General features: G+C 29.9%; 24 protein-coding genes. 23 read left to right on the forward strand and 1 reads right to left on the reverse strand.

All coding sequences use genetic code 11. The features are described 5' to 3' along the window. Positions 1-40 precede the first annotated feature (40 nt). The 7 genes from era to glyS all read left to right on the forward strand — a co-directional run bounded on the left by era (position 41) and on the right by glyS (position 6,988). Entirely contained in the window at positions 41-934 is an 894-nt protein-coding gene (era, locus tag Q3223_RS02150) for a GTPase Era (protein WP_227832377.1), read from the forward strand. Between the two features lie 11 nt (positions 935-945). Beyond that, positions 946-2,325, forward strand: coding sequence for a magnesium transporter (mgtE, locus tag Q3223_RS02155; RefSeq protein WP_054271046.1), 1,380 nt, complete (start codon positions 946-948; stop codon positions 2,323-2,325). Between the two features lie 72 nt (positions 2,326-2,397). Continuing rightward, the gene (locus tag Q3223_RS02160) at positions 2,398-2,553 is read left to right on the forward strand and encodes a YqzL family protein (protein WP_003416649.1); all 156 of its coding nucleotides are present in this window, start codon (positions 2,398-2,400) and stop codon (positions 2,551-2,553) included. Further along, a complete protein-coding gene (recO, locus tag Q3223_RS02165) occupies positions 2,519-3,292 on the forward strand; it encodes a DNA repair protein RecO (protein ID WP_054271045.1) in 774 nt (257 codons plus the stop codon). The genes Q3223_RS02160 and recO overlap by 35 nt, the downstream gene beginning before the upstream one ends. Next, positions 3,285-3,884, forward strand: coding sequence for a DUF4342 domain-containing protein (locus Q3223_RS02170; protein ID WP_021385335.1), 600 nt, complete (start codon positions 3,285-3,287; stop codon positions 3,882-3,884). Before recO ends, Q3223_RS02170 begins: the two co-directional genes overlap by 8 nt. Before the next feature lie 159 nt (positions 3,885-4,043). Then, positions 4,044-4,922, forward strand: coding sequence for a glycine--tRNA ligase subunit alpha (gene glyQ / locus Q3223_RS02175; RefSeq protein ID WP_021385338.1), 879 nt, complete (start codon positions 4,044-4,046; stop codon positions 4,920-4,922). Further along, on the forward strand, positions 4,922-6,988 hold the full coding sequence (gene glyS / locus Q3223_RS02180; protein WP_054277177.1) for a glycine--tRNA ligase subunit beta: 2,067 nt from the start codon (positions 4,922-4,924) through the stop codon (positions 6,986-6,988). Before glyQ ends, glyS begins: the two co-directional genes overlap by 1 nt. Positions 6,989-7,060: 72 nt before the next feature. Here glyS and Q3223_RS02185 read toward each other — a convergent pair whose 3' ends face one another. Beyond that, a complete protein-coding gene (locus Q3223_RS02185) occupies positions 7,061-8,608 on the reverse strand; it encodes a nitrite/sulfite reductase (protein ID WP_074178422.1) in 1,548 nt (515 codons plus the stop codon). A 282-nt stretch (positions 8,609-8,890) separates the two neighbouring features. Between Q3223_RS02185 and Q3223_RS02190 the strand changes: the two genes are divergently transcribed. The 16 genes from Q3223_RS02190 (at position 8,891) to Q3223_RS02265 (ending at position 25,250) form a co-directional block, all read left to right on the forward strand. Further along, a complete protein-coding gene (locus Q3223_RS02190; RefSeq protein WP_054271042.1) occupies positions 8,891-9,658 on the forward strand; it encodes an IclR family transcriptional regulator in 768 nt (255 codons plus the stop codon). A 286-nt stretch (positions 9,659-9,944) separates the two neighbouring features. Then, positions 9,945-10,142, forward strand: a complete 198-nt coding sequence (locus tag Q3223_RS02195; RefSeq protein ID WP_003416663.1) for a 4Fe-4S binding protein — start codon at positions 9,945-9,947, stop codon at positions 10,140-10,142. Between the two features lie 29 nt (positions 10,143-10,171). Next, complete coding sequence (gene vorB / locus Q3223_RS02200; protein WP_054271041.1) at positions 10,172-11,248, forward strand: 3-methyl-2-oxobutanoate dehydrogenase subunit VorB; 1,077 nt, start codon at positions 10,172-10,174, stop codon at positions 11,246-11,248. Positions 11,249-11,250: 2 nt separating this feature from the next. After that, on the forward strand, positions 11,251-11,970 hold the full coding sequence (locus tag Q3223_RS02205; protein WP_054271040.1) for a thiamine pyrophosphate-dependent enzyme: 720 nt from the start codon (positions 11,251-11,253) through the stop codon (positions 11,968-11,970). Positions 11,971-11,982: 12 nt separating this feature from the next. Next, positions 11,983-12,522 carry a 2-oxoacid:acceptor oxidoreductase family protein gene (locus Q3223_RS02210; protein ID WP_054271039.1) on the forward strand — a complete coding sequence of 180 codons (540 nt, stop codon included), beginning with the start codon at positions 11,983-11,985 and terminating at the stop codon, positions 12,520-12,522. 156 nt (positions 12,523-12,678) lie between these two features. Next, positions 12,679-13,737, forward strand: a complete 1,059-nt coding sequence (gene buk, locus Q3223_RS02215; RefSeq protein ID WP_227832382.1) for a butyrate kinase — start codon at positions 12,679-12,681, stop codon at positions 13,735-13,737. Between the two features lie 17 nt (positions 13,738-13,754). Continuing rightward, entirely contained in the window at positions 13,755-14,648 is an 894-nt protein-coding gene (locus Q3223_RS02220; protein WP_054271037.1) for a bifunctional enoyl-CoA hydratase/phosphate acetyltransferase, read from the forward strand. A 29-nt stretch (positions 14,649-14,677) separates the two neighbouring features. Then, positions 14,678-15,886 (forward strand): PLP-dependent aminotransferase family protein, encoded by a 1,209-nt coding sequence (locus Q3223_RS02225; RefSeq protein ID WP_054271036.1) that lies wholly within the window; start codon positions 14,678-14,680, stop codon positions 15,884-15,886. A gap of 23 nt (positions 15,887-15,909) precedes the next feature. Continuing rightward, a complete protein-coding gene (locus Q3223_RS02230; RefSeq protein WP_054271035.1) occupies positions 15,910-17,172 on the forward strand; it encodes an MFS transporter in 1,263 nt (420 codons plus the stop codon). Positions 17,173-17,747: 575 nt separating this feature from the next. Further along, positions 17,748-19,211, forward strand: coding sequence for a sodium:alanine symporter family protein (locus tag Q3223_RS02235; protein WP_054271034.1), 1,464 nt, complete (start codon positions 17,748-17,750; stop codon positions 19,209-19,211). Between the two features lie 401 nt (positions 19,212-19,612). Then, positions 19,613-20,752 (forward strand): M20 family metallopeptidase, encoded by a 1,140-nt coding sequence (locus tag Q3223_RS02240; RefSeq protein ID WP_054271033.1) that lies wholly within the window; start codon positions 19,613-19,615, stop codon positions 20,750-20,752. A 24-nt stretch (positions 20,753-20,776) separates the two neighbouring features. Beyond that, a complete protein-coding gene (locus Q3223_RS02245) occupies positions 20,777-22,195 on the forward strand; it encodes a YfcC family protein (RefSeq protein ID WP_407811533.1) in 1,419 nt (472 codons plus the stop codon). A 245-nt stretch (positions 22,196-22,440) separates the two neighbouring features. After that, positions 22,441-22,848, forward strand: a complete 408-nt coding sequence (locus Q3223_RS02250; protein WP_054271031.1) for a MerR family transcriptional regulator — start codon at positions 22,441-22,443, stop codon at positions 22,846-22,848. Between the two features lie 66 nt (positions 22,849-22,914). After that, positions 22,915-23,466 carry a flavin reductase family protein gene (locus tag Q3223_RS02255; protein WP_407811534.1) on the forward strand — a complete coding sequence of 184 codons (552 nt, stop codon included), beginning with the start codon at positions 22,915-22,917 and terminating at the stop codon, positions 23,464-23,466. Between the two features lie 2 nt (positions 23,467-23,468). Next, on the forward strand, positions 23,469-23,960 hold the full coding sequence (locus Q3223_RS02260; RefSeq protein WP_407811535.1) for a flavodoxin: 492 nt from the start codon (positions 23,469-23,471) through the stop codon (positions 23,958-23,960). Between the two features lie 171 nt (positions 23,961-24,131). After that, entirely contained in the window at positions 24,132-25,250 is a 1,119-nt protein-coding gene (locus tag Q3223_RS02265) for a C45 family peptidase (protein ID WP_223152821.1), read from the forward strand. The last annotated feature ends 362 nt before the right edge of the window (positions 25,251-25,612 follow it).

Here is a 25,612-nt window from a genome sequence, read left to right on the forward strand (position 1 = left end):
TAATTAAAACAAGAAGATAAATAAAGTTAGGAGACAGTTAATGTTCAAATCAGGTTTTGTCAGTATAGTAGGGAGACCAAATGTAGGGAAATCTACTTTAATGAATAATGTAGTTGGAGAAAAAATAGCTATAATGAGTGATAAGCCTCAAACTACAAGAAATACAATACAAGCAGTATATACAGATGAAGAGATGCAAATAGTATTTTTAGATACACCAGGCATTCACAAACCAAAAAATAAGTTAGGTGAATTTATGGTGAAGGCAGCAACAGATGCCTTCAAAAATGTAGATTTGATATTATTTGTAGTTGATGATTCTAAAAAAATAGGTCCTGGAGATAGAAAGATAATGGAGGACTTAAGAAGTGTTAAAACACCAATAATTCTAGTTGTAAATAAAATAGATCAACTAGACCAAAAAGATGAGTTATTTGATATAATCAAAATGTATGATAATGAAGGTATTTTTAAAGAAATAGTGCCAATATCAGCATTAAAAGGAAAAAACACGAATACCTTAATAAAAGTTATACAAAATTATTTAGAAGAAGGTCCAAAGTATTTTCCAGATTATATGATTACAGACCAACCAGAGAGAGTATTAATAGCAGAACTTATAAGAGAAAAAGTTCTTCACTATCTTAATGATGAGATACCTCATGGTGTAGCTGTTGAAATTGAAAAAATGAAAGCAAGAAATGATAAAGAGATAGTGGATGTATCTGCTGTGATATATTGTGAAAGAGATTCACATAAAGGAATAATAATAGGAAAGAATGGTAGGAAACTAAAAGGAATAGGAAAATCAGCAAGACAAGATATAGAATTACTTTTAGGGTCACAAATAAATCTTCAATTATGGGTTAAGGTTAAAGAAAATTGGAGAAATTTACAAAATTATATAAATAATTTTGGATATAATGATAAATAAAGGTGGGTTATATGGATAGGAAACTGGATGCTTCCCAAGATTTATTATATGAAGTAAAATCATTAATTGCTAATAATAAAGTATTGGAGTTAAGAGAATTAATAGAGGAATATCATATAATTGATATATTCGATATAATGGAAAATTTAGAGGAAGACATGAAAATTCAATTATTTGAAGTACTTCCTTTAGATATGGCATCTTCTATATTAGAAGAAGGTAGTGTAGAGTTTTTTGTTAGTATTTTATCTAAGCTTGATGTAGAACACTCAAAAAATATACTTGAACTTATGTCTCTTGGAGATATGGCAGATAAATTAAGTGAGCTTGAAGAAGAAGAGAGAGAACATATAATAAATCTTTTGAATCAAGAAAATGCTGAGTATGTAAAAGAACTGTTATTCTATGATGAAGATTCTGCTGGTGGAACAATGACGACTGGATATATATCTATAAATAAAGACATGACAGCTCTTGAAGCTATAGACCATATGAGGGAAGAAGCTGAAGAAGCTGAAACTATTTATTATATATATGTGGTTGATGATGAAGAAAAACTAGTTGGAGTATTATCATTAAGAGAATTAATAATAGCAAGAGATGCAAATATAGTAGAAGAATTAATGAGTGAAAATATAATCTCTGTTTATGTAGATGAAGATAGAGAAGAAGCAGTAAGATTAGTATCTAAATACAACTTAATAGCAATTCCAGTAGTTGATAGACAAGAAAAATTAAAAGGAATAATAACAGTAGATGATATAATCGATGTAATGGAAGAAGAAGCAACAGAAGATATGTATAAATTTGCAGGAAGTTCAGAACATGAAAGAGAAGTTGCTGAAAAAGAAAATCCTACATTGAAAGAGCAAACAATATCAGCACTTAGAGGAAGATTACCTTGGTTAATTATTACATTAATAGGAGGATTATTAGCTTCCTTAATACTTTCTAACTTAGATTATATAATGAATCCTGTATATGCTCCATTAGTGTTCTTTATACCTGTAGTAATAGGTATGGGTGGAAATATTGGAACTCAATCATCATCTGTTACAGTAATAACACTATCTAATAAAGATTTAAATTTTAGTAATGTGGTAAGAGAAGGTATTGTAGGAATTATTACAGGTCTTTTATGTAGTATAATAACTGGTATTGTGATTTACTTTGTTATGAGAAAATTAGACATTGTACTAATTGTTTCAATATCATTATTTATAAATATGGTTTTAGGTGCAACAATAGGTGCATTTATGCCTGTTCTATTAAAAAAAATGGATGCAGACCCATCTACAGTTTCATCACCAATTATATCTACAGCTCTTGATATAACTGGTATAGCAGTTTACTTTATAATAACAACGGCATTATTGTCAAAAATTGTTTAATAACTTTATGTATGATTTATCCTCTTCTTACTAAAAATATAAGTATAAATGTAAGAAGGGGGTTTTTTAAAAATGAACAATATAAGTTGGGAAGTTTTTAAAAAAACAGGTAGTATAGATGCATATCTATATTTCTGTGATTGCAAAAACATACATGAAGAAATTGAAGAAGTAAGGGAGAAAAAAGAAGACGATGATAATCCTGAACACCCAGGGGATAGTACTTAAAGCTATAAGGTACAAGGAAAGTGACGTAATACTTACACTATTTACAAGAAAGCTTGGAAAAGTATCTGCAATAGCAAAAGGAGCTAAAAAAAATAAGAGCTCTTTACTTTCATCATCACAGTTATTTTCTTATAGCAATTTTACCTTAAAAAAACAAGGTAATATGTACAAGGTTACTCAAAGTGAAATAATAAAAAGTTTTTATAATATATCCTATGATATAGAAGCATTTTCTTATGCTACATATATTACAAAATTAGTTGAGAATTCTATACTTGAAAATCAGACTAATAATAGGCTATTTATATTACTTGCACAGACATTGTACTTGTATACACAGGAGAATACAGATAATAGGTTTATAACAGCAGCATTCGAGTTGAAGTTTTTAGACTATATAGGATTTAAACCTATAGTAAATAAATGCATTAATTGTGAATGTAAAATTTTACAAAATTCTGTGTTTAATATCTATGAAGGTGGTATACTATGTAGTAAGTGTAGTAAACTTTTTGATAATAACATAAAATTAGACTTAACAACTATAAGTCTTATGGAATATGTATTAAAGAATGATATTTTAACATGTAGTAAAGCTAAAGTATCAAAATATATAACACATGAGCTTGAAAATATTCTAGACAAGTATTTGAAAGTTTATGTTGATAATATTAATTTTAAATCATTACACGTATTACAAAGTGTAAAAAACAATAAGGGAGTGGATAATGATGAGTAGTAATATAACTATTGAAATGGTTGATTCAGTCTTTGAAAGAGTTCCAGGAGCAACTTATGCAGAAGCAAAAGAAGCATTAGTAGTATGCAATGGAGACGTAATTGAGGCAGTAATATATTTAGAAAATAAAAAAAATACTTGTAATTGTAAAGCAAAATCTGCTAAAGAAACTATGGAAGAAGTGTTTGGTAAAGATGGAGAAAATATAAAACTTCAACTAAAAGAGCTTCTTAGAAAAAGTAGTGTAGTAAGAGTAATAGTTGAGAAAGATGGAAAAACTATGATGAACATTCCTTTAACAGTTGGAGTTGTTGGATTAGCTTTTGTTCCATTAGCTACTTTAGTAGGCTTATCAGCTGCTGTTATAAGTAAATATCGTATAAAAGTTCAAAATGAAGAAGATGGAGAAATCGTAGACTTAGGTGAGTTGAATGAAGAAAAACTTCATGTTTTGAAGAATATGATAACTAATGCTGCTAAAGATGTTAAGGATGTAGTGGTTGACAAAAAAGAAGATGATAAAGATGTAACTGCTGACCTTATGAAAGAAGAATTTGAAAAGAATAAAGAAGACGAAGACGAAAATAAATAGATATAAAGTGACTTTTAAAAAATGAAGAGAAGATAATTATAAGAATTATCACTAACATTGACAAATTTTATAGAATTTGATATTCTAAAAGTTGTAGAAGAACTATTAAAATAGCCTTTCGTGTAGACGAGAGGCTTTATTGTTATAGGAGGGATTTTTATGAATTTTCAAGAGATGATACTAGCGTTGCAAAAATACTGGTCAAAGCAAGGTTGTATCATGATGCAACCTTATGATATTGAAAAAGGTGCAGGAACTATGAATCCAAATACTTTTTTAAGATCACTAGGACCTGAGCCTTGGCAAGTATGTTATGTAGAACCTTCAAGAAGACCAGCAGATGGAAGATATGGTGAAAACCCAAACAGACTATATCAACATCATCAGTTCCAAGTTATATTAAAGCCATCTCCAGATAATATACAAGAGTTGTATTTGGAAAGTTTAAAAGAAATTGGAATTGACCCAAGTGAGCATGATATAAGATTTGTTGAAGACAACTGGGAAGCTGCTACAGTTGGTGCATGGGGACTTGGATGGGAAGTTTGGCTAGATGGTATGGAAATAACACAATTTACGTATTTCCAACAAGTAGGTAATATTGAATGTGAGCTTGAGACAGGAGAAATTACATATGGATTAGAAAGATTAGCTATGTACATTCAAGAAGTTGATAGTGTTTATGATTTAAAATGGAATGATAAAATAACTTATGGTGAAGTATTTAATAAAGCTGAGTATGAAAACTCAATGTATGCGTTTGAATTATGTGATGCAGATATGCTGTTTAATCTGTTTGATATATATGAAAAAGAAGCATTAAGACTTATGGAAAAAGGACTTGTAATACCTTCATATGATTATGTATTAAAATGCTCTCATGCATTTAATACATTGGATGCAAGAGGCGCAATAGGTGTTAGTCAAAGAGCATCATTTATAGGTAGAGTTAGAAATATGGCAAAGACTGTTGCAGAAACTTTTGTAAAACAAAGAGAAGAAATGGGATTCCCTCTTTTAAAGGACGGTGACAAATAATGAAAAATTATCTTTTATTTGAAATCGGTGTTGAAGAAATGCCATCTAGATTTGTAGGCAGTACACTAGAACAATTAAAAAACAATCTTAACAAATTATTTGATGAAAATAGAATATCTTTTGACAAAATAAGTGCATATGGTACACCAAGAAGACTGACTTTGGTAGTTGAAGGATTGAGTGATAAACAGAGTGACTTAGAAGAAGAAATAAAAGGTCCTGCTAAAAAAATTGCTGTTGATGCAGAAAATAATTTAACAAAGCCAGCATTAGGATTTATAAAAAGCAAAGGATTAAGTGAGTCTGATATATACTTTAAACAAGTTGGTAAAGATGAATATATATTTGCAACTATAAAACAAGATGGAAAAGAGACTTCAGAAGTATTAAAAGATATATTACCAGAGACTATAAAATCTGTAGTATTCCCAAAAGCTATGCGTTGGGGAGGTAAAAATCTTAAATTTGCAAGACCTATAAGATGGATAGTTACATTGTTGAATGACAAGGTATTAGAGTTTGACTTAGAAGGAATAATATCTTCTAATATAACAAAAGGTCATAGATTCTTAGGAGAAAGTACAATAGAAGTAAATTCTATAGAAGACTATCTTGAAAAATTAGAAAAAAATTATATAGTTTTAGACCAAAATAAGAGAAAAGAAATTATAAGAAAACAATGTATAGAAGTTGCAAATTCTTTAGGTGGAGAAGTTGAATTTGATGAAGATTTACTTGAAGAAGTAACTTACTTAGTTGAGTATCCAACTGCTTTTTATGGAGAATTTGATACAGATTATATAAAATTACCAAAAGAAGTTGTTATAACTCCTATGAAACAACATCAAAGATATTTCCCAGTGCTTAAAGATGGAAAACTGTTACCTAACTTTATAGCTGTTAGAAATGGTGATTCTTACAGAATAGATAATGTTAAAGCTGGAAACGAAAAGGTTTTAGAAGCAAGACTTGCAGATGCTTTATTTTTCTATAGAGAAGATACTAAGAGAAACTTAGAAAGCTACATAGAAAAATTAAAAACTGTTGTATTCCAAGTAAAACTAGGAACTATTTATGATAAAACTTTAAGACTTGAAAAATTAAGTGCTGATATACTTGATAGTTTAGGTTTAGTAGATGAAAAGACAGACGCTATAAGAGCTGCTAAGTTATGTAAGGCAGATTTAGTTACTGGAATGGTAGGAGAATTTGACGAATTACAAGGTTTTATGGGAAAAGAATATGCAAAAGTTGGAGGAGAAAATGATGTTGTAAGCGAAGCTATTTTTGAACATTATCTTCCAAGATTTGCAGGAGATATACTTCCTAAAACTAATGCCGGGGTTGCATTATCAATAGCTGATAAGTTGGATTCAATAGCAGGTTTCTTTGCTATAGGGATACAACCGACAGGTTCTCAAGACCCATATGCTTTAAGAAGACAAGCTTTAGGTATACTTAGTATACTAATGGATAGAAAAGTTGCTGTAGATATAAAAGTGCTTATTGAACATGCTTTAGATAATTATTCTGACTTAGATTTTAACAAAGAAGAAGTTGTTGAACAAATAATGAATTTCTTCAATGAGAGAGTGAAAAATCTGTTTAAAGATTTAGGTATAAGATATGATGTTGTTGATGCTGTATTAAGTTCTGATATAAATGATGTTTCTGATATGCATATGAGAGCTTTAGAGCTTAATAATTGGTTAGAAAAAGATGAGTTAGTGGAAATGCTTACTGCATTTAATAGAGTTTCTACTTTAGCTCAAAAAGCAGATTGTGATAAAGTTGACGAAATGTTATTAAAAGAAGATGCAGAAATCAAACTTTACAATGAGTTTAAACAAGTAAAAGTAAAAGTTAAAGAATTATTGAAAGATAAGAAATATGGTGTTGCTTTGGATGAATTTGCATCTTTAAGACCAGTAGTTGATAACTTATTTGATTCAGTTATGGTTATGGATAATGATGAAGCTATTAAGAATAATAGACTTGGTTTACTTAAACAAATATATGATACTATGTTAGAGATTTGTGATTTATCTAAAATAGTTTATAAATAAGAAAACTTAAATTACTTATAAAAAATGAGATAGCTTATAGCTATCTCATTTTTTATAAGCAAACATAATAAATTATATCTTATACTTATCAGTTATTTTATTTAAAATATCACTATTAGAATTTATCCACTCATAAAAATCTCCTGAAGAAACTTCAGATATTTTATAAAGCATTTCAGGAATATCACTAGCTTTAAAATCACCTATAGATTTTCCTAATTTAGTTTTGCCTATCTCAAAACTGCCTCCAACAAACAATTCAAATGCATCTGTAGATACACCATCAACACTCTTCTTTTTACCGCATAAACCGATACTACCAACTTGATGAACACCACATGAATTTAAGCATCCTGATATATATAATTTAGGAGCTTTATTTAAAATTTCTTCATTATTTTGCGATCTAAAGTAATCTATGATTTCATGTAACATTTTCTGACTGTTTTGTATACCCATTTGACATATTGGAACACCTATACAGGAGATACTTTGTTCTAGTTGAGAATTACAACTAATAGTCTTACTTATTTCCAATATTTTTTTTGCTTCATTTCCATTTAAATTTAAGATGTATAATCCCTCTGTCATTCCTAGTCTAATCATAGGAGATTCAATAATGTCTAATTCTTGAAGTAAAATACTTAAATCATTTGTCGATAAGATACCCCCAACAGGATGTATATATACAGTGTATAAACCATCTTGTTTTTGAGGTATCAATCTAGAATCCTGAACATCTATTTTAACACCAGGTTTTGAGTAATCTATTTCTTCAACATTGAGTTCAAGGTTACCTTTTTCTTTTTCTGCTTTATAATATTCTTTAAACTTCTCTAAAAACAACTTCTCACCAAGTGTTTCGACCATATATCTAACTCTAGCTTTATTTTTATTTTCATAATTACCATAAGCCATAAAAAACTTAATCATACCTTCAACACAGTATAGTGCATCTGTAGGTTTTATAAGTTCACCAAGCTCTAAAGCAACCTTAGGTTGTTTACCTAAACCTCCACCTAAGAAAACTCTAAAATATGGTTTACCATCTTTTAAAGTAGCCACAAATCCTAAATCTTGTATGCTACAATGAGCAGCATCTGTATAGCAACTAGAATAAGAAACCTTTAATTTTCTAGGTAAATTATATGTAGTAGCATTTTTGATAAAATATTTATCAGTAGCAACTGCATATGGAGTAACATCAAAGGCTTCATCAGGGTCAACTCCCGATAGTGGAGATAATCCGACATTTCTAGGATAATTACCACCACCACCTCTAGTAAAGATGTCGTTTTTTATTCCTTCTTCCATAACATCAACAATGGAGTCTATAGACAAATCATGTAGTTGTATAGCTTGTCTAGTTGTTAAGTGTATTTTATTTAAGTCATTCTTAACAGCCATTTCGTAAATTTTATTAAGTTGATATTTGGATAAAACTCCAGCAGATACTCTAAGCCTTATCATAAAAGACTTTTTGTCCCTTTGAGCATAAACTCCATATCCACCAGAAAAGCCTTTGTATTGCATTTTATTTATCTCTTCATTTAAGAACTTCAAAGAATATTCTTTAAAGTTGGGTAGTTCATTTAACAATCTTTTCTTAAAATTATCCATTGTCACACCTCGTTATTAGTCTTGTATAAAACTGAATCTATTGTATAATAGAGATATATATTATTATTATCTAGATAGGATGAAAATATAACAGTACAATATCATTCAGAGAAAAAATAAGGAAGACATGGCAAGTATTTTGTTTTTATTTTATAAAATAAGTATAATATTTTTGTTTTATAAAATATAATTAAGATAAATAGATAATTTTGTAATTTTAATATATAATATTTAGTAGAGTGTTGAAGTAGCACTTAATATTCGCAGGAGGAGTATTTGTATATGGGAGAAATAATAAATGCATTAGATAGAGCCCTAGACATAATTTTGCTATTGTATCATGAAAAGAGAGAAATGGGAATAACTGAAATAAGTAAAGCTATGGGAGTATATAAAAGTACTGTACATAGAACTTTAGTCACTCTTGAAAACAAGGGTTTTGTTATACAAAACACAGAAAATGGTAAGTATTGGCTAGGAATAAATTTATATGCAATAGGTATGGTTGTGGGAGAAAAAATGTCATTGAATGAAATAGTAAAACCATATACGAAAAAATTAAATCAAGAATTTAACGAAGTGGTTAATGTATCTATATTAGAAGAAAGAGCTCAAGATTCTCCAAGAAGTATAATAATACATAAAGAATATGGCTCAAATCAACTACTCTCAGTAAATCCATCAGTTGGCTCCAGTAGCGAATGTTATTGTTCAGCAGTTGGAAAATGTCTTATGGCATTTAATGATTCTATAGACTTTGAAAAATATAGAAAGACACCAATACACAAATACACAGAGCATACAATTGATAATTGGGATGATATGATGCTTTTTTTAGCAAAAATAAAAGAACAAGGATATGCCATAGATGATGAAGAATTAGAACATGGGCTAACTTGTATTGGAGCACCTATTTTAGATAAAGATAATAAAGCTATTGCAGCAATAAGTTTATCTGGTCCAACTATAAGAATGAGAGAAGGAGATTTTGAGTATAAAATTAAAAGAGTTATGGAAACTGCAAAAAGTATATCTGAGCTTTTTAGATAATTTTTTAATCGAAACAATAAAAAGAGGTTATATTTAAATTGTTATTTGTGAATATCAGTTTAAATGTGACCTCTTTTTATTTAATCAAAAATTAAATATTCTTAAAATTTAAAATGTTGTTGAAATATATAAGCGAATGTGTTATCTTTTAATTAAGCAATATAAAATAGAACGATGTTCTAAAGTATGGAACAATGCTGAAGCATATATAATGTCTATATAAAATATAAATATTATATATTTAAAATTAAGTAAAAAAATATTACATAAAGGGGAGATTTAAGAAATGGAAAAAGTCAAGTTGAGTGTTGAAAGATGTAAGGGGTGTTATCTTTGTATTGAAGCTTGTAAAAAAGATGCAATAAGTCTTTCTGATTACACAAATAAAAAAGGCTTTGTAACTATCAAAGTTGATGAAGAAAAATGCATTCAATGTGGCGCTTGTTATACAATGTGTCCTGATTTAGTATTTGAGATATTATAAACTATATTTTATTGGAGGGGAGAAAACGTATGCAGAGTTTATTAATTAAGGGAAATGAAGCTTTAGCAGAAGGTGCTATACGTGGTGGCTGTAGATTTTATGCAGGTTATCCAATAACACCACAATCAGAAATATTAGAAATGATGGCATGGAGACAAAAAGAAGTAGGAGGAGTATTTATTCAAGGTGAATCAGAAATAGCCAGTGTAAATATGGTTATGGGAGCAAGTGCACTTGGAGCAAGAGCTATGACTTCTTCATCTGGGCCAGGATTTTCATTAAAACAAGAAGGCATCGCATACTGGGTATCAGCTGGTTTGCCAGCAGTTGTAGCATGTGTACAAAGATATGGTATAGGTGATGGATTTATAGGAGCAGGTCAAGATAACTATTGGCAAGCTGTAAAAGGTGGAGGAAATGGAGATTATCATTTAATTGTATTGGCACCTAATAGTGTTCAAGAAAATATGGATATGGCATATGAGTCTTTTGAATTAGCTGAGAAATATATGCATCCAGTGCTTATACTTTCTGATGCTACAATAGGTCAAATGGTAGAGCCTTGTATAGCCCCACCAATGAAAGAGTATGATAAGGATAAAGCTCCATGGGCAGCAAAAGGAACTCCTGTAGGAGAAAAAAATAAAGTTATAACTGATATAACATATTTTGAAGACCAAGATACATGGCAAAAAGGTTATATAGAAAAAATGAGAAAAGTTCAAGAAAATGAACAAAGATGGGAAGAAATAGAGATAGAAGATGCTGATGTAGTATTTGTAGCATATGGGATTTCATCAAGAATAGCAGAAGGTGCAGTTAGAGATGCTAGAGCAAAAGGAATAAAATTAGGATTAATAAGACCAAAAACATTGTGGCCTTACCCAAGAAAAGCATTTAAAAAATTGAATGATTCACTAAAAGGTCTTGTAACAGTTGAAATGAACATGATGGCACAAATGAAGGAAGATGTAATTATAGCATGTGATAATAGATTCCCAGTATATTCAGTAGCAACAGCTCAATATATGGCAGAAGTAAATCAATTGATAGATTTTGCTCAACAGATTATAGATGGAAAAGCTAAGCAAGAGGAGGTATTTTAATTATGGCTAAGAAAGCACCAGCAATAATGATGTGTGAAAATATGTTCTGTGGAGGCTGTGGACACTCTATAGTCGATAGAATTATTGGAGAAGTATTAACAGAAATGGATATATGTCAAGATACAATTATATGTTCAGATATAGGTTGTAATCATATGTTTCAATTTAGTATGAATGTAGATGTTGTCGTTCCACCACATGGTAAAATGGGTGCAGCAATGGCAGCTATGAAAAGAGTTAGACCAGATAAATATATATTTACAATAGCTGGAGATGGTGGAGCTTATGCGATAGGGCTTGGGGAAACTATGTCAGCTGCTACTAGAAATGATAATGTTATATTCCTTGTTATGAACAATAATATGTTTGCAATGACAGGTGGTCAAATGGCTCCAACTACTATAGAAGGTCAATATACAGCTTCTACTCCAAATGGTAGAAATTACGCAGATCATGGTTCAACATTTGATGTTGTAAAAGTTATGGGTAATTTAGATATAGCGTATCTAGCAAGAGGAACAATAACTAACCCTAAAGAAATAAATACAACAAAAAGATACATCAAAAAAGCACTAGAAAAACAAAAAGAAAATAAAGGTTTTTGTTTAATAGAAGTACTTGTACCATGCCCAACAAACTGGGGGTTAAAGCCAGTAGATGCTATGAAGAGAATCGAAAATGAACTTGTTCCAAAGTATCCACTTGGAGAATTTATTGATTAGGGAGGAAATGATATGTTAAATGAAATCATATGTGCTGGTTTTGGAGGACAGGGAGTTCTTACAGCAGGAAAAATTATAATGTATGTTGCATATAAAGCAGATAAGAAAATTACATGGTTCCCATCTTACGGAAATGAGATGAGAGGAGGAAGTGCAAATTGTAATGTTGTTGTAAGTGATGAGAAAATTGCAAATCCTTGTGTAAAAAATCCAGATATATTATTAGGAATGAATAGTGTATCAGTAGATAAGTATGAAAGTTTAATGAAAGAAAATGGTTATATGTTTGTCAATGAATCACTAGTAAGTAAGGATAGAAAATATAGAGAAGATATAAATGTTATAAAAGCACCTGTTACTGAAATCGCACAAAATTTAGGTAATGAAAAAGCTGCTAATATTTGTATGTTAGGTGTTATGGTAAAAAATTTAGATTTATTTACAAAGGAAGAATTTGAAAAGGGTATGTGCGAATACTTTGAAAATCAAGGAAAAGGCAAGTTTAATGCCAAAAATATAGAAGCATTTGAAGCTGGGTATGATTATAAGTGAATATTTTAAATATTTAAAATAATTATTGAAATACTTATTTTTATATGTTAGTATTTAATTAATAAAATATAGAACATCGTTCTGAGTAGTAGGACGTAACTTTTTAAAACGAAATATCAGAACGATGTTCTACATAGTGAAACTGGGGGTGTTAAATTGAAAGTTTTAGTAATAAATCCTGGTGGTACATCTACAAAGATTTCTGTTTTCCAAGATGAAAATGAAGTTTTGAAAAAAAATATAACTCATACAAGAGAGGATTTAAAAAAATTTTCTAAAGTATTTGATGAATATGACTATAGAAAACAATTAATAGTGGATATCTTAAGTAGCGAGAATCATAGTATAAATTCTTTTGATGCAGTAGTTGGACGTGGTGGACTTATGAAAGCTATAAAAGGCGGCACTTATACTGTTAGTGAAGAAATGATTGAGGATATGAGAAATGAGATAAATGGAGAACATGCCTCTAATCTAGGTGCATTATTGGCTAAGACTATAGCAGATGAAATAGGAGTACAATCATTTGTAGTAGATCCAGTTTCTGTAGATGAGTTTGATGATGTATCAAGGATTACAGGAATTTCAGACATAGAAAAAGCTAGTTGGTTACATGCATTAAACCATAAAGCTGTTTCAAGAAAAATTGCACAAAAACTAGGTGGAAAATACGAGGATTATAACTTTATTGTAGCCCATCTAGGTTCAGGGATATCAATTGTAGCACATAAACAAGGGAAAATGATTGATGGAAGTGGTGGAAGGTCTGATGGTCCATTTTCTCCAGAAAGAAGTGGTGGATTACTTGCATATCCTCTTGTAGAATTGTGTTACTCTGGAAAATATACTCATGATGAAATGGTCGCAAAAGTAAGTTCAATTGGAGGAATGTACGATTACTTAGGAACTAAGGATATGATAGAAATTGAGAATAGAATTAATGATGGTGATAAAAAGGCAAAACTTATAATGGATGCATTTATTTATCAAATAGCAAAAGAAATATCTATGTATGGAGCTTCACTTTCAGGGAATGTAGATAGAATTATTTTAACTGGGGGGATATCACATTCGGAAATGGTAGTTAAAGGAGTAATAGAAAAAGTTTCATATTTGGCACCAGTAGAAATAGTTCCAGGAGAAATGGAAATGGAAGCACTTGCTCTTGGAGCACTTAGAGTACTTAAAGGAGAAGAAATAGCAAAAACTTATTAATATTTAGGAGAGAGAGTATGTTAAAAGATTTTAATAATTTATTAGAAGAGGCTAAAAAGCTTGAACCTGTTATTGTAAGTGTTGCTGTTGCAGAAGATAAAGAAGTATTAAAGGCTGTAAAATCAGCAACAGATTTAAATATTATAAAGCCAATTCTTGTAGGAGACAAGGATAAAATAGAAAATATATCAAAAGAAATTGGATTAAAAGGTCACGAAATAATAGGATGTCAAAATCCTGATGAATCAGTTAAAAAAGCTGTAGAGATAGTTAAGAATAAAGAGGCTAAAGTTCTTATGAAGGGATTAGTTAATACGAGTGTCTATATGAGAGCTATATTAAATAAAGAAACAGGTCTTAGAACAGGGAGATTATTGAGTTTACTTGCAGTATATGAATTACCTCAATATCACAAACTTCTTTATTGCACTGATAGTGGTATAAATGTATCACCAAATTTAAATCAAAAAAAAGATATAATGATAAATGCACTTCTTACTATGAAGAGTATAGGCATGGAAAATCCTAAAACTGCTATACTTACTGCAAATGAAATGGTAGATCATAAAATACAATCTACAGTAGATGCAAACCTACTTGTAGAAATGGAAAAATCAGGAGAAATACCAAAATGTATAGCAGAGGGTCCGATAGCATTTGATGTGGCATTTGATGCACATGCAGCAGAACATAAAGGTATTAAAAGTAATATAGCTGGTGATGTTGATTTGCTAGTATTTCCAAATATAGAAGCAGGGAATATATTAGGAAAATCATGGCTTAGATTTAATCAAGCTAAGTGGGCTGGTATAGTTTTAGGAGCAACAAATCCAATAATTTTAGGTTCACGTTCTGATACAGCTGAAATTAAAATAAATTCAATAGCATTAGCATGCTTAGCGTCACAATAAGAAATTATTATTAAGGAGGAGAAAGTATTATGAAATATGCAAAAAGAATGGATATGGTAAAAGCTTCAGCTATAAGAGCTTCTCAAAAGAAAATAGCTCAGAAGGTGGCAAGTGGTGGTACTGTTATATCTTTTGCTGCAGGACTTCCTGACCCAAACTTATTTCCAATAGAAGAGATAAGTGAAGTAACTCAAAAAGTACTTAGTGAAAGAGGCAAATTTGCTTTAGCATATGGACCTACTAAAGGTGAAGATGAGTTATTGGAGTTATTAGTAAAAAGAATGAAGGAAGAAGAAAATATTGATACAAAAGCAGAAAATATCATAATAACTACTGGCTCACAACAAGGTATATCTCTTAGTGCTATGATTTTATTAGAAAAAGGAGACATAGTAGTTACAGAAAATCCAAGTTACTTAGGTGCAATAAATGCATTTAGACCTTATGAATGTGATTTTTTAGGAGTAGATACTGATGATGAAGGAATGGTAACAGATGATTTGGATAAATTATTATCTGAAAATTCTAACATAAAGGTAATCTATGTAATACCAACATTTCAAAATCCTACAGGAAAAACATGGTCTTTACAAAGAAGAAAAGATTTTATGGAAGTCGTGAATAAGTATGATGTCATAGTAATAGAAGATAATCCTTATGGAGAAATAAGATTTACACCAGAGCCTCTACCTACACTTAAATCTCTTGATACTAAAGATAAAGTATTATACTTAGGTTCATTTTCAAAAGTATTATGTCCAGGGTTTAGAGTTGCTTGGATGTGTGGTAATGTAGACATCATAGATAAAGCAGAACTTTTAAAACAAGGTATAGATTTACAATCAAATCAATTTTCTCAAGTACAAGTAATAGAATTCTTAAAGAAATATAATTTAAATGAACATATAGAAAAAATAAGAGCTGAGTACAAAAAAAGATGTTTATTGATGTTAGATGCTATGAAAAAGCATTTTCCAGAAGAAGCTAAATATACAGAGCCAGATGGAGGAATGTTTATATGGGTTGAGCTTCCTGAAAACATAAATGTAGATGATTTACTAGACAAAGCTATTGATGCTGGAGTTGCATACGTTTCTGGAGAGTCATTCTTTGCAAATAATGGACCAAAGAACACTATGAGACTTAACTATACAACTATGTCAGAAGAACAAATAGTTGATGGAATTCAAATACTTGCAGAAGTTATAAAAAAAGAACTCAATTATGCTTGTGAATAAATATAAAAAGTGAGGGCTTAAATATGGGAGAAAAAGGGAACGGTATAAAGTTTGGAAAGTTAATGTTTCAACTTGTTATTATAGCAATATCTTGGGAATTAGTTTATATTATACCATTTATCCAATATACATTATATGATCCAATCTTAAAAGCATTAGAGTGTACAAATACTCAACTAGGTTTTCTACTTACGATTTATGGATTAGGGAATATATTTGGAGCTCCTATAGGGGGTTGGTTAGCAGATAGATTTGATTATAGAAAGATAATTTTAGGTTCTATATTTCTTAATGGATTAGTATCATTTGCATTTGCATTTAACATGAACTATCCGTTTGCAGTTGCAACTTGGGTAGGTTGTGCAATCACATCATTAGTTATGAACTATCCTTCTATGGTAAAAATACTTAGAGTTATAGGAAAAGATAATCAAGGTAAAGTTTATGGATTCAATGAAGCTATGGTTGGAGTTTCTGGCGTAGTAATGGGAGCAATATTCTTATATATTTATACATGCTTTTCAACTCCTGTATTGGGTATGAGATGGGTAATGATATCTTTAGGAATATTATCAATAGTAATGTGTCCAGTATTATGGTTTGTAATTAAAGATGTAGATATCAGAGAAGACAAAGAAGAAGAAGCAAGTGAAAAAATGTCTGCTGGTGATTTTATGACAGTACTAAAATCACCAAACACTTGGCTAGTAGGAATAAGCATATTCTGTGTATATTCATTCACAGTTACAATGTCTTATTTTACACCATATATAACATCAGTACTTGGAGGTTCTGTGGCATTGTCTGGGGCATTAGCAATAATAAGACAACATGGTCTAAAATTGTTTGGAGCACCATTTGGAGGATATTGTGCAGATAAAGTAAAATCACCTACAAAAGTACTACTACCAATATATGTATTTGGTATAGCAGTAATAGTTTTATTCCTAGTATTACCTGCATCTACTCCAATGACTATATTTATAGCTTTAACATTTGTAGTAGGCATATTAGGTTACATGGGAAAAGGTATATACTATGCAGTTCAAGATGAAGTAAAAGTTCCAGTTAAATATTCAGCAACTACTATAGGTATAGCTGCAGCTTTAGGATTTTCACCAGATGTATTCCAATTTGCATTAATAGGACACTGGATAGATACTTATGGTAATAAAGGTTACACATATACATTTATATTCCAGATAGCAATTCTAATAATTGGTATACTATCTTGTTTATATATATTAAAAGTTAAGAAGAAAAGAGAAAGTAAGTTAGAAGCATAAATATTGTAAAAATACCAAATTATTAAGTTTTATAGCAATACTTAAAATTTAAAGTGCAACACACCAAAATGTTATCAAGTTTTCTAGGTTTTAGTATAAAGTTACCCCTAAAGGTCTGGAATTGAGTAGCAATTATCATCTATTTATATATTTACATAAACCTATTTAATTTAAATTAAAAGAATTTCAAAAATAGGTGGTAATTGTACTCAATTTTACACCTCATAATAAATACGAAAATTTAAAATCTAACTATATACTATTCAATTATATATTAATAATTGTATATGGTACTATTTATATAGTAACAGTTTCAGGCTTTTCATTACATGTATTCCAATTTATATTGTTTGATTATTTGTCAAATACATATCGTTAAAAAGTTTATAAATTTACGTTTATATATCGATTAATATTCTTTGTTTTAGAAATAGATACTTATAGTTTTTGGATTAAAAATAATATAAATAGAAGATAGATTTTTTAGATATATTTAGTTGAAGATTATATAGAATGTTGAAACATAGATATTTAAATTATTGTCTATAAATATAAAATGAATGGTGGTGAGTTAAGTGACCGATTTAGTTAACACCATTAATGGAATTGTTTGGTCACCTGTATTAGTTGCAATGTGTTTGTGTATAGGATTATATTTTTCAATGAAATTAAGATTTTTTCAAATAAAAGATGTAAAAGAAATGTTTACTCTTTTGCTTGAAGGAGATAGTTCTCATGTTGGAATATCTTCTTTCCAAGGTTTTGCTACATCTATGGCAGGAAGGATAGGAACTGGAAATATAGCTGGTGTAGCTGTAGCGATAGCAATGGGAGGACCAGGAGCATTAGTGTGGATGTGCATAATGGCTACATTAGGGTCGGCAACTGCATTTGTAGAATCTACTTTAGCTCAGATATATAAAGATGAGCATGATGGACAGTACAGAGGAGGTCCTCCATATTACTTTGAAAAAGGTCTTGGTTGGAAAAAATGTTCAATTTTATTTTCAGTGGTTGCAATCATAAGTTATACATTTTTTATGCCTGGTACACAATCAAATACTCTATATCTAGCAATGAATCAAGCATTTGGATTTTCAAAAATGACAATAGCAGTTACATCTTCTATTGCACTAGGTATAATAATTTTTGGAGGAATTAAAAGAATTGGTTTATTTGCTGAGAAAGTAGTACCTATAATGGGTGGAGCATACCTTATTATGACATTGGTAATAATCATAGCAAATATAAATCTAGTTCCAGGAGCTATTATGACAATGTTTAAATCTGCATTTGGATTTGGTTCGGTTTTTGGAGGGATGTTAGGTTCAGCAATATCTTGGGGAGTAAAAAGAGGTATATACTCAAATGAAGCGGGAGAAGGTTCTGGAACTTATGGTGCAGCAGCAGCAGAAGTGAGTCATCCAGCCAAACAAGGATTAGTCCAAGCTTTTTCTGTTTATGTAGACACACTATTAATATGTATGGCTACAGGTATTATGATTATAATAACAGGAATGTATAATGTTACAGATGTTTACACAACATTACCAGGTGTAGAACCAGGTCCACAATATGTACAGAGTGCAATAAATACATTACATCCTCAATTAGGTGATATTTTTATAGCAATAGTTTTACTACTATTTACATTTACAACATTATTAGCCTTCTCATACATGATGGAGACCAACGTATCTTACTTAGTGACTAGAATTAAGGCAGAAAAACATGAAAAGCACATAATTAATGTCTGTAGATTTATGCTTATAATATGTGCAGCAATGTGTTGCTTTATAGAACCACTTACAAGTTGGGCACTTGGTGATATATGTATAGGTGTATTAACATATATAAACTTAGTTGGTATATTTACACTAAAAAAACCAGCTATAAAAGCATATTACGATTATCAAAGGCAGAAAAAGATGGGAGTAAAAAGGAGCGATAGAACTTTTAATCCTATAGAATTAGATATAAAAAATGCTGAATTTTGGGAAAGTAAATACATAAAAGAAAATAAACATGAGTTAAATTAAAGATATTTTACAGAGTCCTATACATGTTTTATTTAATTATTTATAATAAAAATTAAATATCAACTTAATATTATGTATGCGAGAAAAACTGAAATTTAAAGTAAATCTATTTAAACCTTTAAATTATTGAAGATTACTTTATGAATTTGAAATATAGAGTATTTATATTTAAAACTGTTATTTTGGATAGTAGTATATAGTAAGATTATTTATTTTAATAGATAGAAAGATATTTGGATATTCATTGTGTGATTAGATTTTACAGTAACATTATCATTAAATTTTATAAGAAATCTAATAATAATGTTACTGTAGATAGATTATAAGTTCAATATAGTAAATCAAAGTTTATAATAGGATAAAAGAATTAATAAATAAATTTAGTGGGAGGTAAGATTGATATGAAAGAAAAAATAACACAAGTGGCGGATTTAAAGAAAGAAAAAATTTTAGGTCTATGTCAATCTTTATATGATGAGCCAGAGATTGCCTTACAAGAATACAAGTCTGCTAAAAAAATAGCAGAATTTCTAAGAGAAGAAGGTTTTGAGGTTGAGGAAAACTTGGCAGGTATGGCAACAGCTTTCAAAGCAACTAAGAAAAATGGTGATGGTCCAAGAATAGCATTTATAGCAGAATACGATGCTCTTCCAGGCAATGGTCATGCATGTGGCCATCATTTGATAGCTTCCATGGGAGTTGGAGCTGGAATAGCTCTTGCAAGTATACTAGATACTTACAAAGGAGAGGTAAGTATAATTGGGACACCAGCTGAAGAAACTGGAGATGGAAAACCTTACTTAATAGAACATGGAGTATTTGATGGATATGATGCAGCAATGATGATACATCCAAATTCAAAAACATGTGTAACGCCAGAAATTATAGCAATAGGGGGATTAGATTTCATATTTACTGGAAAAGCATCTCATGCAGGAGCTAAGCCATATAATGGAATAAATGCTTTGGATGCAGTAGTATTATTATATAATAATGTGAATGCATTGAGACAACAATTGGTAGATGGAACTAGAATACATGGTATCATACTAGAAGCAGGAACTGCTGCAAATGTAATACCTGACATGGGAAAAGTAAGACTAGAAATACGAGCAAAAGAGCAAGACTACTTTGATGAGGTAGTTGAAAAAGTAAAAAATTGTGCTAGAGGAGCTGCAATAGCTACTGGCTGTGAACTTGAGTTTTACCATTTTGAGCCAACTTGCCAAGGTTTAAATGCAAACAAGGTTTTAACAGGTATCTTTACAAATATTATGGAGGAATTTGGTATATATGATGACGATGAACAAGTATTACTAGGTTCTACAGATATGGGAAATCTAAGTCAAATGATACCATGTATACACCCTTTAATGAAATTCTCAGAAAATTGTGAAGAGCTACATACAAAGGAATTTTTGAAAGCTTCTATGAATCCATATGCAAAAAACAGAGTGATTGATGGTATAAAGATATTAGCTTTAACAGGCTTTAGTTTATTTGAAAACCCAGACTTAATTAAAAAGATGAAAGAAGAGTAGACTTTAGATAAAGGGGATTTTGCTATGACTAATAAAACTGAAGGCAAAAAGAGAAAATTATCATTCCCAGATGCATATGTTTTGATGATAGGTCTCATAATATTTGCAGCTATAATGACCTATATTGTTCCTTCTGGAACATATAATAGAGTTGAAGATTTAACTACTGGAAATATGCTTGTGCAAGCAGGAAGTTTTAAATATGGAGAACAACATCCAGTCAGTATAATGGATGTATTTAGAGCTATACCAAGTGGGCTTGGGAAAAATTCTGTAACAGTTTTCTTTGTGCTTATTATTGGAGGTGCATTTGGTATAGTAAATTCTACTGGCTCACTAGATGCTTTAATTGGAAGAGTTATTTCTAAAAGTCAAGGAAGCAAAAAAGGCGAGATTATAATTACCTGCTTAGTATTGACGTTTGGTTTAGCTGGTGGAGTGGTAGGTATGTATGAAGAATGTATTGCATTCTTGCCTATATTAATGACTCTGTGTATTGCTTTAGGGTATGATGCTTTAGTTGCTGCAGGTATTTTACTTCTAGGGCTTGCATCGGGTTATGGTTCGGCTACTATTAATCCTTTTACTGTAGGATTGGCGCAAGGTATTTCTGGATTGCCACTTTTTTCAGGAATGTGGTTTAGATGGATATTTTGGATTTGCACCATGATTTTACTTTCAACATACATAATTTTTTATTGTAAAAAAATAAAAAAAGACCCAAGCAAAAGTTTAGTAGCAGATATTGATTATAGTCATTGGCAATTAGATAAGTCTTCCATTAAAGAAAAATTGTCTGCTGGAAATATAAGAGTATTAGTTACATTCTTTGGTGGTATACTTGCTTTGATGATATTGATTGTAAAATTTTCTTTGAGTATGTCAGACTTATCAGCTTATTTCTTTGCTTTAGGAATCTTATGTGGAGTAGTCTATGGAATTAGTCCAAATAAAATTGCTTCTGGATTCGTGAAAGGTATGCAAGAAATGGTCTATCCAGCTATTTTGATAGGATTTGCATCTAGTATAGTAGTTATATTAGAACAGGGAGTAATTTTAGATTCAATAGTTCATGGATTGTCATTGGTGTTGAATTATGTTCCTAGAATTTTTAGCGGTGGAGTAATGATGATTATGCAGTCTGTAATCAATTTCTTTATACCTTCAGGCACTGGTCAAGCTATGGTAACAATGCCCCTTATGGCTCCACTTGCAGATGTTATAGGTATACCTAGACAGGTTGCAGTGTTAGCTTACCAAATGGGTGATGGATTTGCAAATGGAATAGTTCCAACACTTGGAGTTCTTATGGCTGGAATATCTATTGCTCATGTGCCTTATACAAGATGGTTTAAATTTGCATCAAAGATAATACTTATGGAGTTAGCTTTAGGGTTTATATTTTTGATGATTGCAGTGCAGATTAATTTAGGTCCTTTTTAAAAAGTTAAAAATATATTTATATAGTTTTAAACCAATATATATTATGATTAAACATATTAAATTAAATTATTTATAATATAGTAAATTACATTTAAATATAGTTTCTAAAACAAAAGGTGAACTCTGTGTAGTTCACCTTTTTAATTTAATTTTCCAATTTGTAAAAAAGTTTTAAAAAAGGCTTGACTTGAAGTTAACTTAAGGTTGTATATTAAAAAAAGATACTTATAAGGAGTGTGATGCTTATGACAATTAAAGAAGCTTCAAAACGTACTGGAATATCAGTAGATAATTTACGTTATTATGAAAGGATAGGATTAATACCACCTATTCCTAAAAATAAGTCTGGAATTCGTGATTATGATGAACGTGCTATTCACTGGATTGAGTTTGTTATGAAGTTTAAGAAAGCAGGAGCTTCTTTAGAAGCTATTATTGAATATGTACGACTTGCATGTTCTGATGATGATACAAAAGAAGTACGTAGAGAAATATTGGTAGAAGTAAAGGAAGATTTGACTACACAGATTAATAAACTTCGAGAATGTTTAGATGTTGTTGAGTATAAAATTGAAAATTACTATAACCTATGTGACCCTGTAACACAAAAAATGGTTAGGGAATGGAAAGAAAAGCACGAATATAAAAAATAATATTTGACCTTAAGTTTGGTTAAGGGAATACAATATAAGAAAATAAAAGAAAAGAGGTAATTATATATGAAAAAGGATTTAGGTTCTATAATAGGATTATATCCTACACCATTGGTAGTTGTTGGAGTAGTAATTGATGAAAGCCCTAACTGGATGTTAGTAGGACATTTAGGTATTATTGGGCATGACCATATTATGATAAGTTTAGCAAAATCACATTATACAAATAAAGGAATTAGAGAAAGTAAAGTACTCTCCATAAATGTTGTAGATGAGTCTATGTTGTCAAAAGCAGATTATGTTGGTTGTGTAAGTGGAAGTAAAATCGATAAATCAAAAGTATTTGAATACGAAATAGGTGATGAAGGAGCTCCACTAATAAAAGAATCAAAACTAAACATGGAATGTTATGTGGATGATATTTATGAAACAAAGGGATTTGAAAGTTTTATATTAAAAATAAGCCATACATATGCAGATGAAGAAATTTTAAATGAAGAAAACAAAATTGATTATGAAAAACTAAAACCAATTTTATTTGAAATGCCTGGTTATACATATTTAAAAACAGGAAATACAGTTGCTAAATGTATGACATTGAAAAATAAGGGGGAATAGATATGAGTAAAAAAAATATTGTATTATACTTTTCAAGTTCGTCAAACACTAAAAGAATTGCAGAAATTATTCAAAAGTATACATTGGCTGATATACAAGAGATATTTACAGAAACACCATACACAAAGGATTATAATGCACTAGTGAAACAAGCTCAACAAGAGATACAGAAGGGGATTATGCCTAGTATTAAAAAAATATCATATGATTTAAGTGATTATGATACTATTTTTTTAGGGACACCAAATTGGTGGAGTACAATTGCACCACCTATAGCAACTTTACTTAACCAGAATAATTTAAGTGGAAAAAATATTATACCTTTTATTACTCATGGAGGTGGTGGAAAAGGTCATGCTGATAAAGACATAAAAAAATTATGTCCTAATTCAAAAGTTTTAGATATATTTGATATTTATGGAAATGGAGGAAATAGCGCAGAAGAAAAAATTATTTCATGGCTTAAAAGAATAAATATGCATGAACAAAAGTAATATTTTAAGTTTGGACACTTAATTTATATAATAGGCACTTAAATAATCCTATATAAATCTAGTACGTATTAGATTTTTTAGATTTGCAAACTTATTATAGCAAAAAATATCATGAAAGGTTGTAGCCCTAATGATAAAATCAAGTACACGAGATATATAGGAGGAAATAATATGGAGACTTTAAAAGTAAGAACTTACGAATTATGTGGCACAAACTATGAAATAGGATATGAGTTAGGAAAATCAATTGTAAATATACCAGAGTTGATATGTGAACAAACTAATAAATCTAATGTTGTAACTAAAGAAGAAGAAAACTATATGGTAGAGTTATTTGACAAATATTGCCCAGGACTTAATGAAGAATTACAAGGTTTTGCTGATGCCATTCAAGTAGATAGTAGTCAACTTTTATACTATACTATGACCTATCTTAGACCAGGTTGCAGTCAAGTTGCTTTAACACCAGAATTAACTGAAAATGGGCATGTTCTCTTTGCTCGTAATTTTGATTTCTCACACCATATGGAAGATTTTGCTTTATGTAAAACTAAGGTGGTTGGTAAATATGCACACATTGGAACTACAGTAATGCAGTTTGGAAGAACTGAAGGTATGAATGAGTGTGGTTTGGGTGTAAGTCAAACATCTTGTGGTTATCCTGTAGGAGCTCAAGAAGGTATGAGAAAACCTAAAATTGTAGGTTTACAGTTTTGGGCTGTTATTAGATATTTATTAGAAAATTGCAAAGATGTAGAGGAGGCATTAGGATATATAGAAGATATGCCTATTGCATATAACATTAATCTATTACTTGCAGATAAGTCTGGAAATATGGTACTTGTAGAAACTCTAGATGGAAAAAAAGAGATAAAGAAAATAAATGAATTTGGAAATAAGAGAGAATATTTTCTTCACTCTACAAATCATATTCATATTGATAAACTTCATAAATTAGAACCACAGTCTATGAATAATTCTATTCATAGATATAATTTAATTAAAGAATACGTAGATAATTCTAAAAAAATTAGTGAGAAGGATTTAATGAATTTCTTATCCTTAAAATATCCATATGGACTATCTTGTAATTATTACAACGATTTTTTTGGAACTTTAAAAAGTATAGTTATGGACTTAAATACAGGAACGTTTAACATATTATGGGGTGGACTAGAAAGTAATATATGGAATAAATACTATCTAAATGACAATATTAAATCTACAACACAGTTAATAAATATAGATATTGAAAAAGCACCTTCTGATTTTTTTGAATTGATTGAGTAAAAAATACCTTTAATATACCAAAGAGAGGGCAAATAATATGAAGAAGCTGATTTTATGTGTTGCTATATCAGGTGAAGATTATATTGAGACACTTTCAAAAACAATTAAAATTACAGTACAAGAATAAATTAGAATATGATGAAGCTTGATAATAAAACTGATGATTTTGGATAGGTTTTATATGTAATGTAGGATATATAAATAGTATATTATATTTTAAATCCTAGTAGACATAATGAGAATTTATAGTCTTTATATAACATGGTATTGAATTATTTGTTATATTTTAGTATATTAACAAAATAGTATTAATTTAGATATGTATATTTACAAATTATAAGAATATCTGATTTGAGGAGGTG

The organism is Clostridioides sp. GD02367 (assembly GCF_045900275.1).
GTDB classification, from domain to species: domain Bacteria; phylum Bacillota; class Clostridia; order Peptostreptococcales; family Peptostreptococcaceae; genus Clostridioides; species Clostridioides difficile_A.

What these genes read in the sequence shown, in the direction of transcription:
- Q3223_RS02245 (WP_407811533.1), top strand. Translation starts at nt 20,777, where the DNA reads ATGACTAATAAAACTGAAGGCAAAAAGAGAAAATTATCATTCCCAGAT.
- Q3223_RS02250 (WP_054271031.1), top strand. Translation starts at nt 22,441, where the DNA reads ATGACAATTAAAGAAGCTTCAAAACGTACTGGAATATCAGTAGATAAT.
- glyQ (WP_021385338.1), top strand. Translation starts at nt 4,044, where the DNA reads ATGAATTTTCAAGAGATGATACTAGCGTTGCAAAAATACTGGTCAAAG.
- Q3223_RS02220 (WP_054271037.1), top strand. Translation starts at nt 13,755, where the DNA reads ATGTTAAAAGATTTTAATAATTTATTAGAAGAGGCTAAAAAGCTTGAA.
- Q3223_RS02205 (WP_054271040.1), top strand. Translation starts at nt 11,251, where the DNA reads ATGGCTAAGAAAGCACCAGCAATAATGATGTGTGAAAATATGTTCTGT.
- Q3223_RS02225 (WP_054271036.1), top strand. Translation starts at nt 14,678, where the DNA reads ATGAAATATGCAAAAAGAATGGATATGGTAAAAGCTTCAGCTATAAGA.
- vorB (WP_054271041.1), top strand. Translation starts at nt 10,172, where the DNA reads ATGCAGAGTTTATTAATTAAGGGAAATGAAGCTTTAGCAGAAGGTGCT.
- Q3223_RS02230 (WP_054271035.1), top strand. Translation starts at nt 15,910, where the DNA reads ATGGGAGAAAAAGGGAACGGTATAAAGTTTGGAAAGTTAATGTTTCAA.
- Q3223_RS02185 (WP_074178422.1), bottom strand. Translation starts at nt 8,608, where the DNA reads ATGGATAATTTTAAGAAAAGATTGTTAAATGAACTACCCAACTTTAAA.
- Q3223_RS02255 (WP_407811534.1), top strand. Translation starts at nt 22,915, where the DNA reads ATGAAAAAGGATTTAGGTTCTATAATAGGATTATATCCTACACCATTG.
- Q3223_RS02260 (WP_407811535.1), top strand. Translation starts at nt 23,469, where the DNA reads ATGAGTAAAAAAAATATTGTATTATACTTTTCAAGTTCGTCAAACACT.
- recO (WP_054271045.1), top strand. Translation starts at nt 2,519, where the DNA reads ATGATAATCCTGAACACCCAGGGGATAGTACTTAAAGCTATAAGGTAC.
- Q3223_RS02160 (WP_003416649.1), top strand. Translation starts at nt 2,398, where the DNA reads ATGAACAATATAAGTTGGGAAGTTTTTAAAAAAACAGGTAGTATAGAT.
- Q3223_RS02195 (WP_003416663.1), top strand. Translation starts at nt 9,945, where the DNA reads ATGGAAAAAGTCAAGTTGAGTGTTGAAAGATGTAAGGGGTGTTATCTT.
- Q3223_RS02210 (WP_054271039.1), top strand. Translation starts at nt 11,983, where the DNA reads ATGTTAAATGAAATCATATGTGCTGGTTTTGGAGGACAGGGAGTTCTT.
- Q3223_RS02190 (WP_054271042.1), top strand. Translation starts at nt 8,891, where the DNA reads ATGGGAGAAATAATAAATGCATTAGATAGAGCCCTAGACATAATTTTG.
- Q3223_RS02240 (WP_054271033.1), top strand. Translation starts at nt 19,613, where the DNA reads ATGAAAGAAAAAATAACACAAGTGGCGGATTTAAAGAAAGAAAAAATT.
- Q3223_RS02265 (WP_223152821.1), top strand. Translation starts at nt 24,132, where the DNA reads ATGGAGACTTTAAAAGTAAGAACTTACGAATTATGTGGCACAAACTAT.
- glyS (WP_054277177.1), top strand. Translation starts at nt 4,922, where the DNA reads ATGAAAAATTATCTTTTATTTGAAATCGGTGTTGAAGAAATGCCATCT.
- Q3223_RS02170 (WP_021385335.1), top strand. Translation starts at nt 3,285, where the DNA reads ATGAGTAGTAATATAACTATTGAAATGGTTGATTCAGTCTTTGAAAGA.
- era (WP_227832377.1), top strand. Translation starts at nt 41, where the DNA reads ATGTTCAAATCAGGTTTTGTCAGTATAGTAGGGAGACCAAATGTAGGG.
- mgtE (WP_054271046.1), top strand. Translation starts at nt 946, where the DNA reads ATGGATAGGAAACTGGATGCTTCCCAAGATTTATTATATGAAGTAAAA.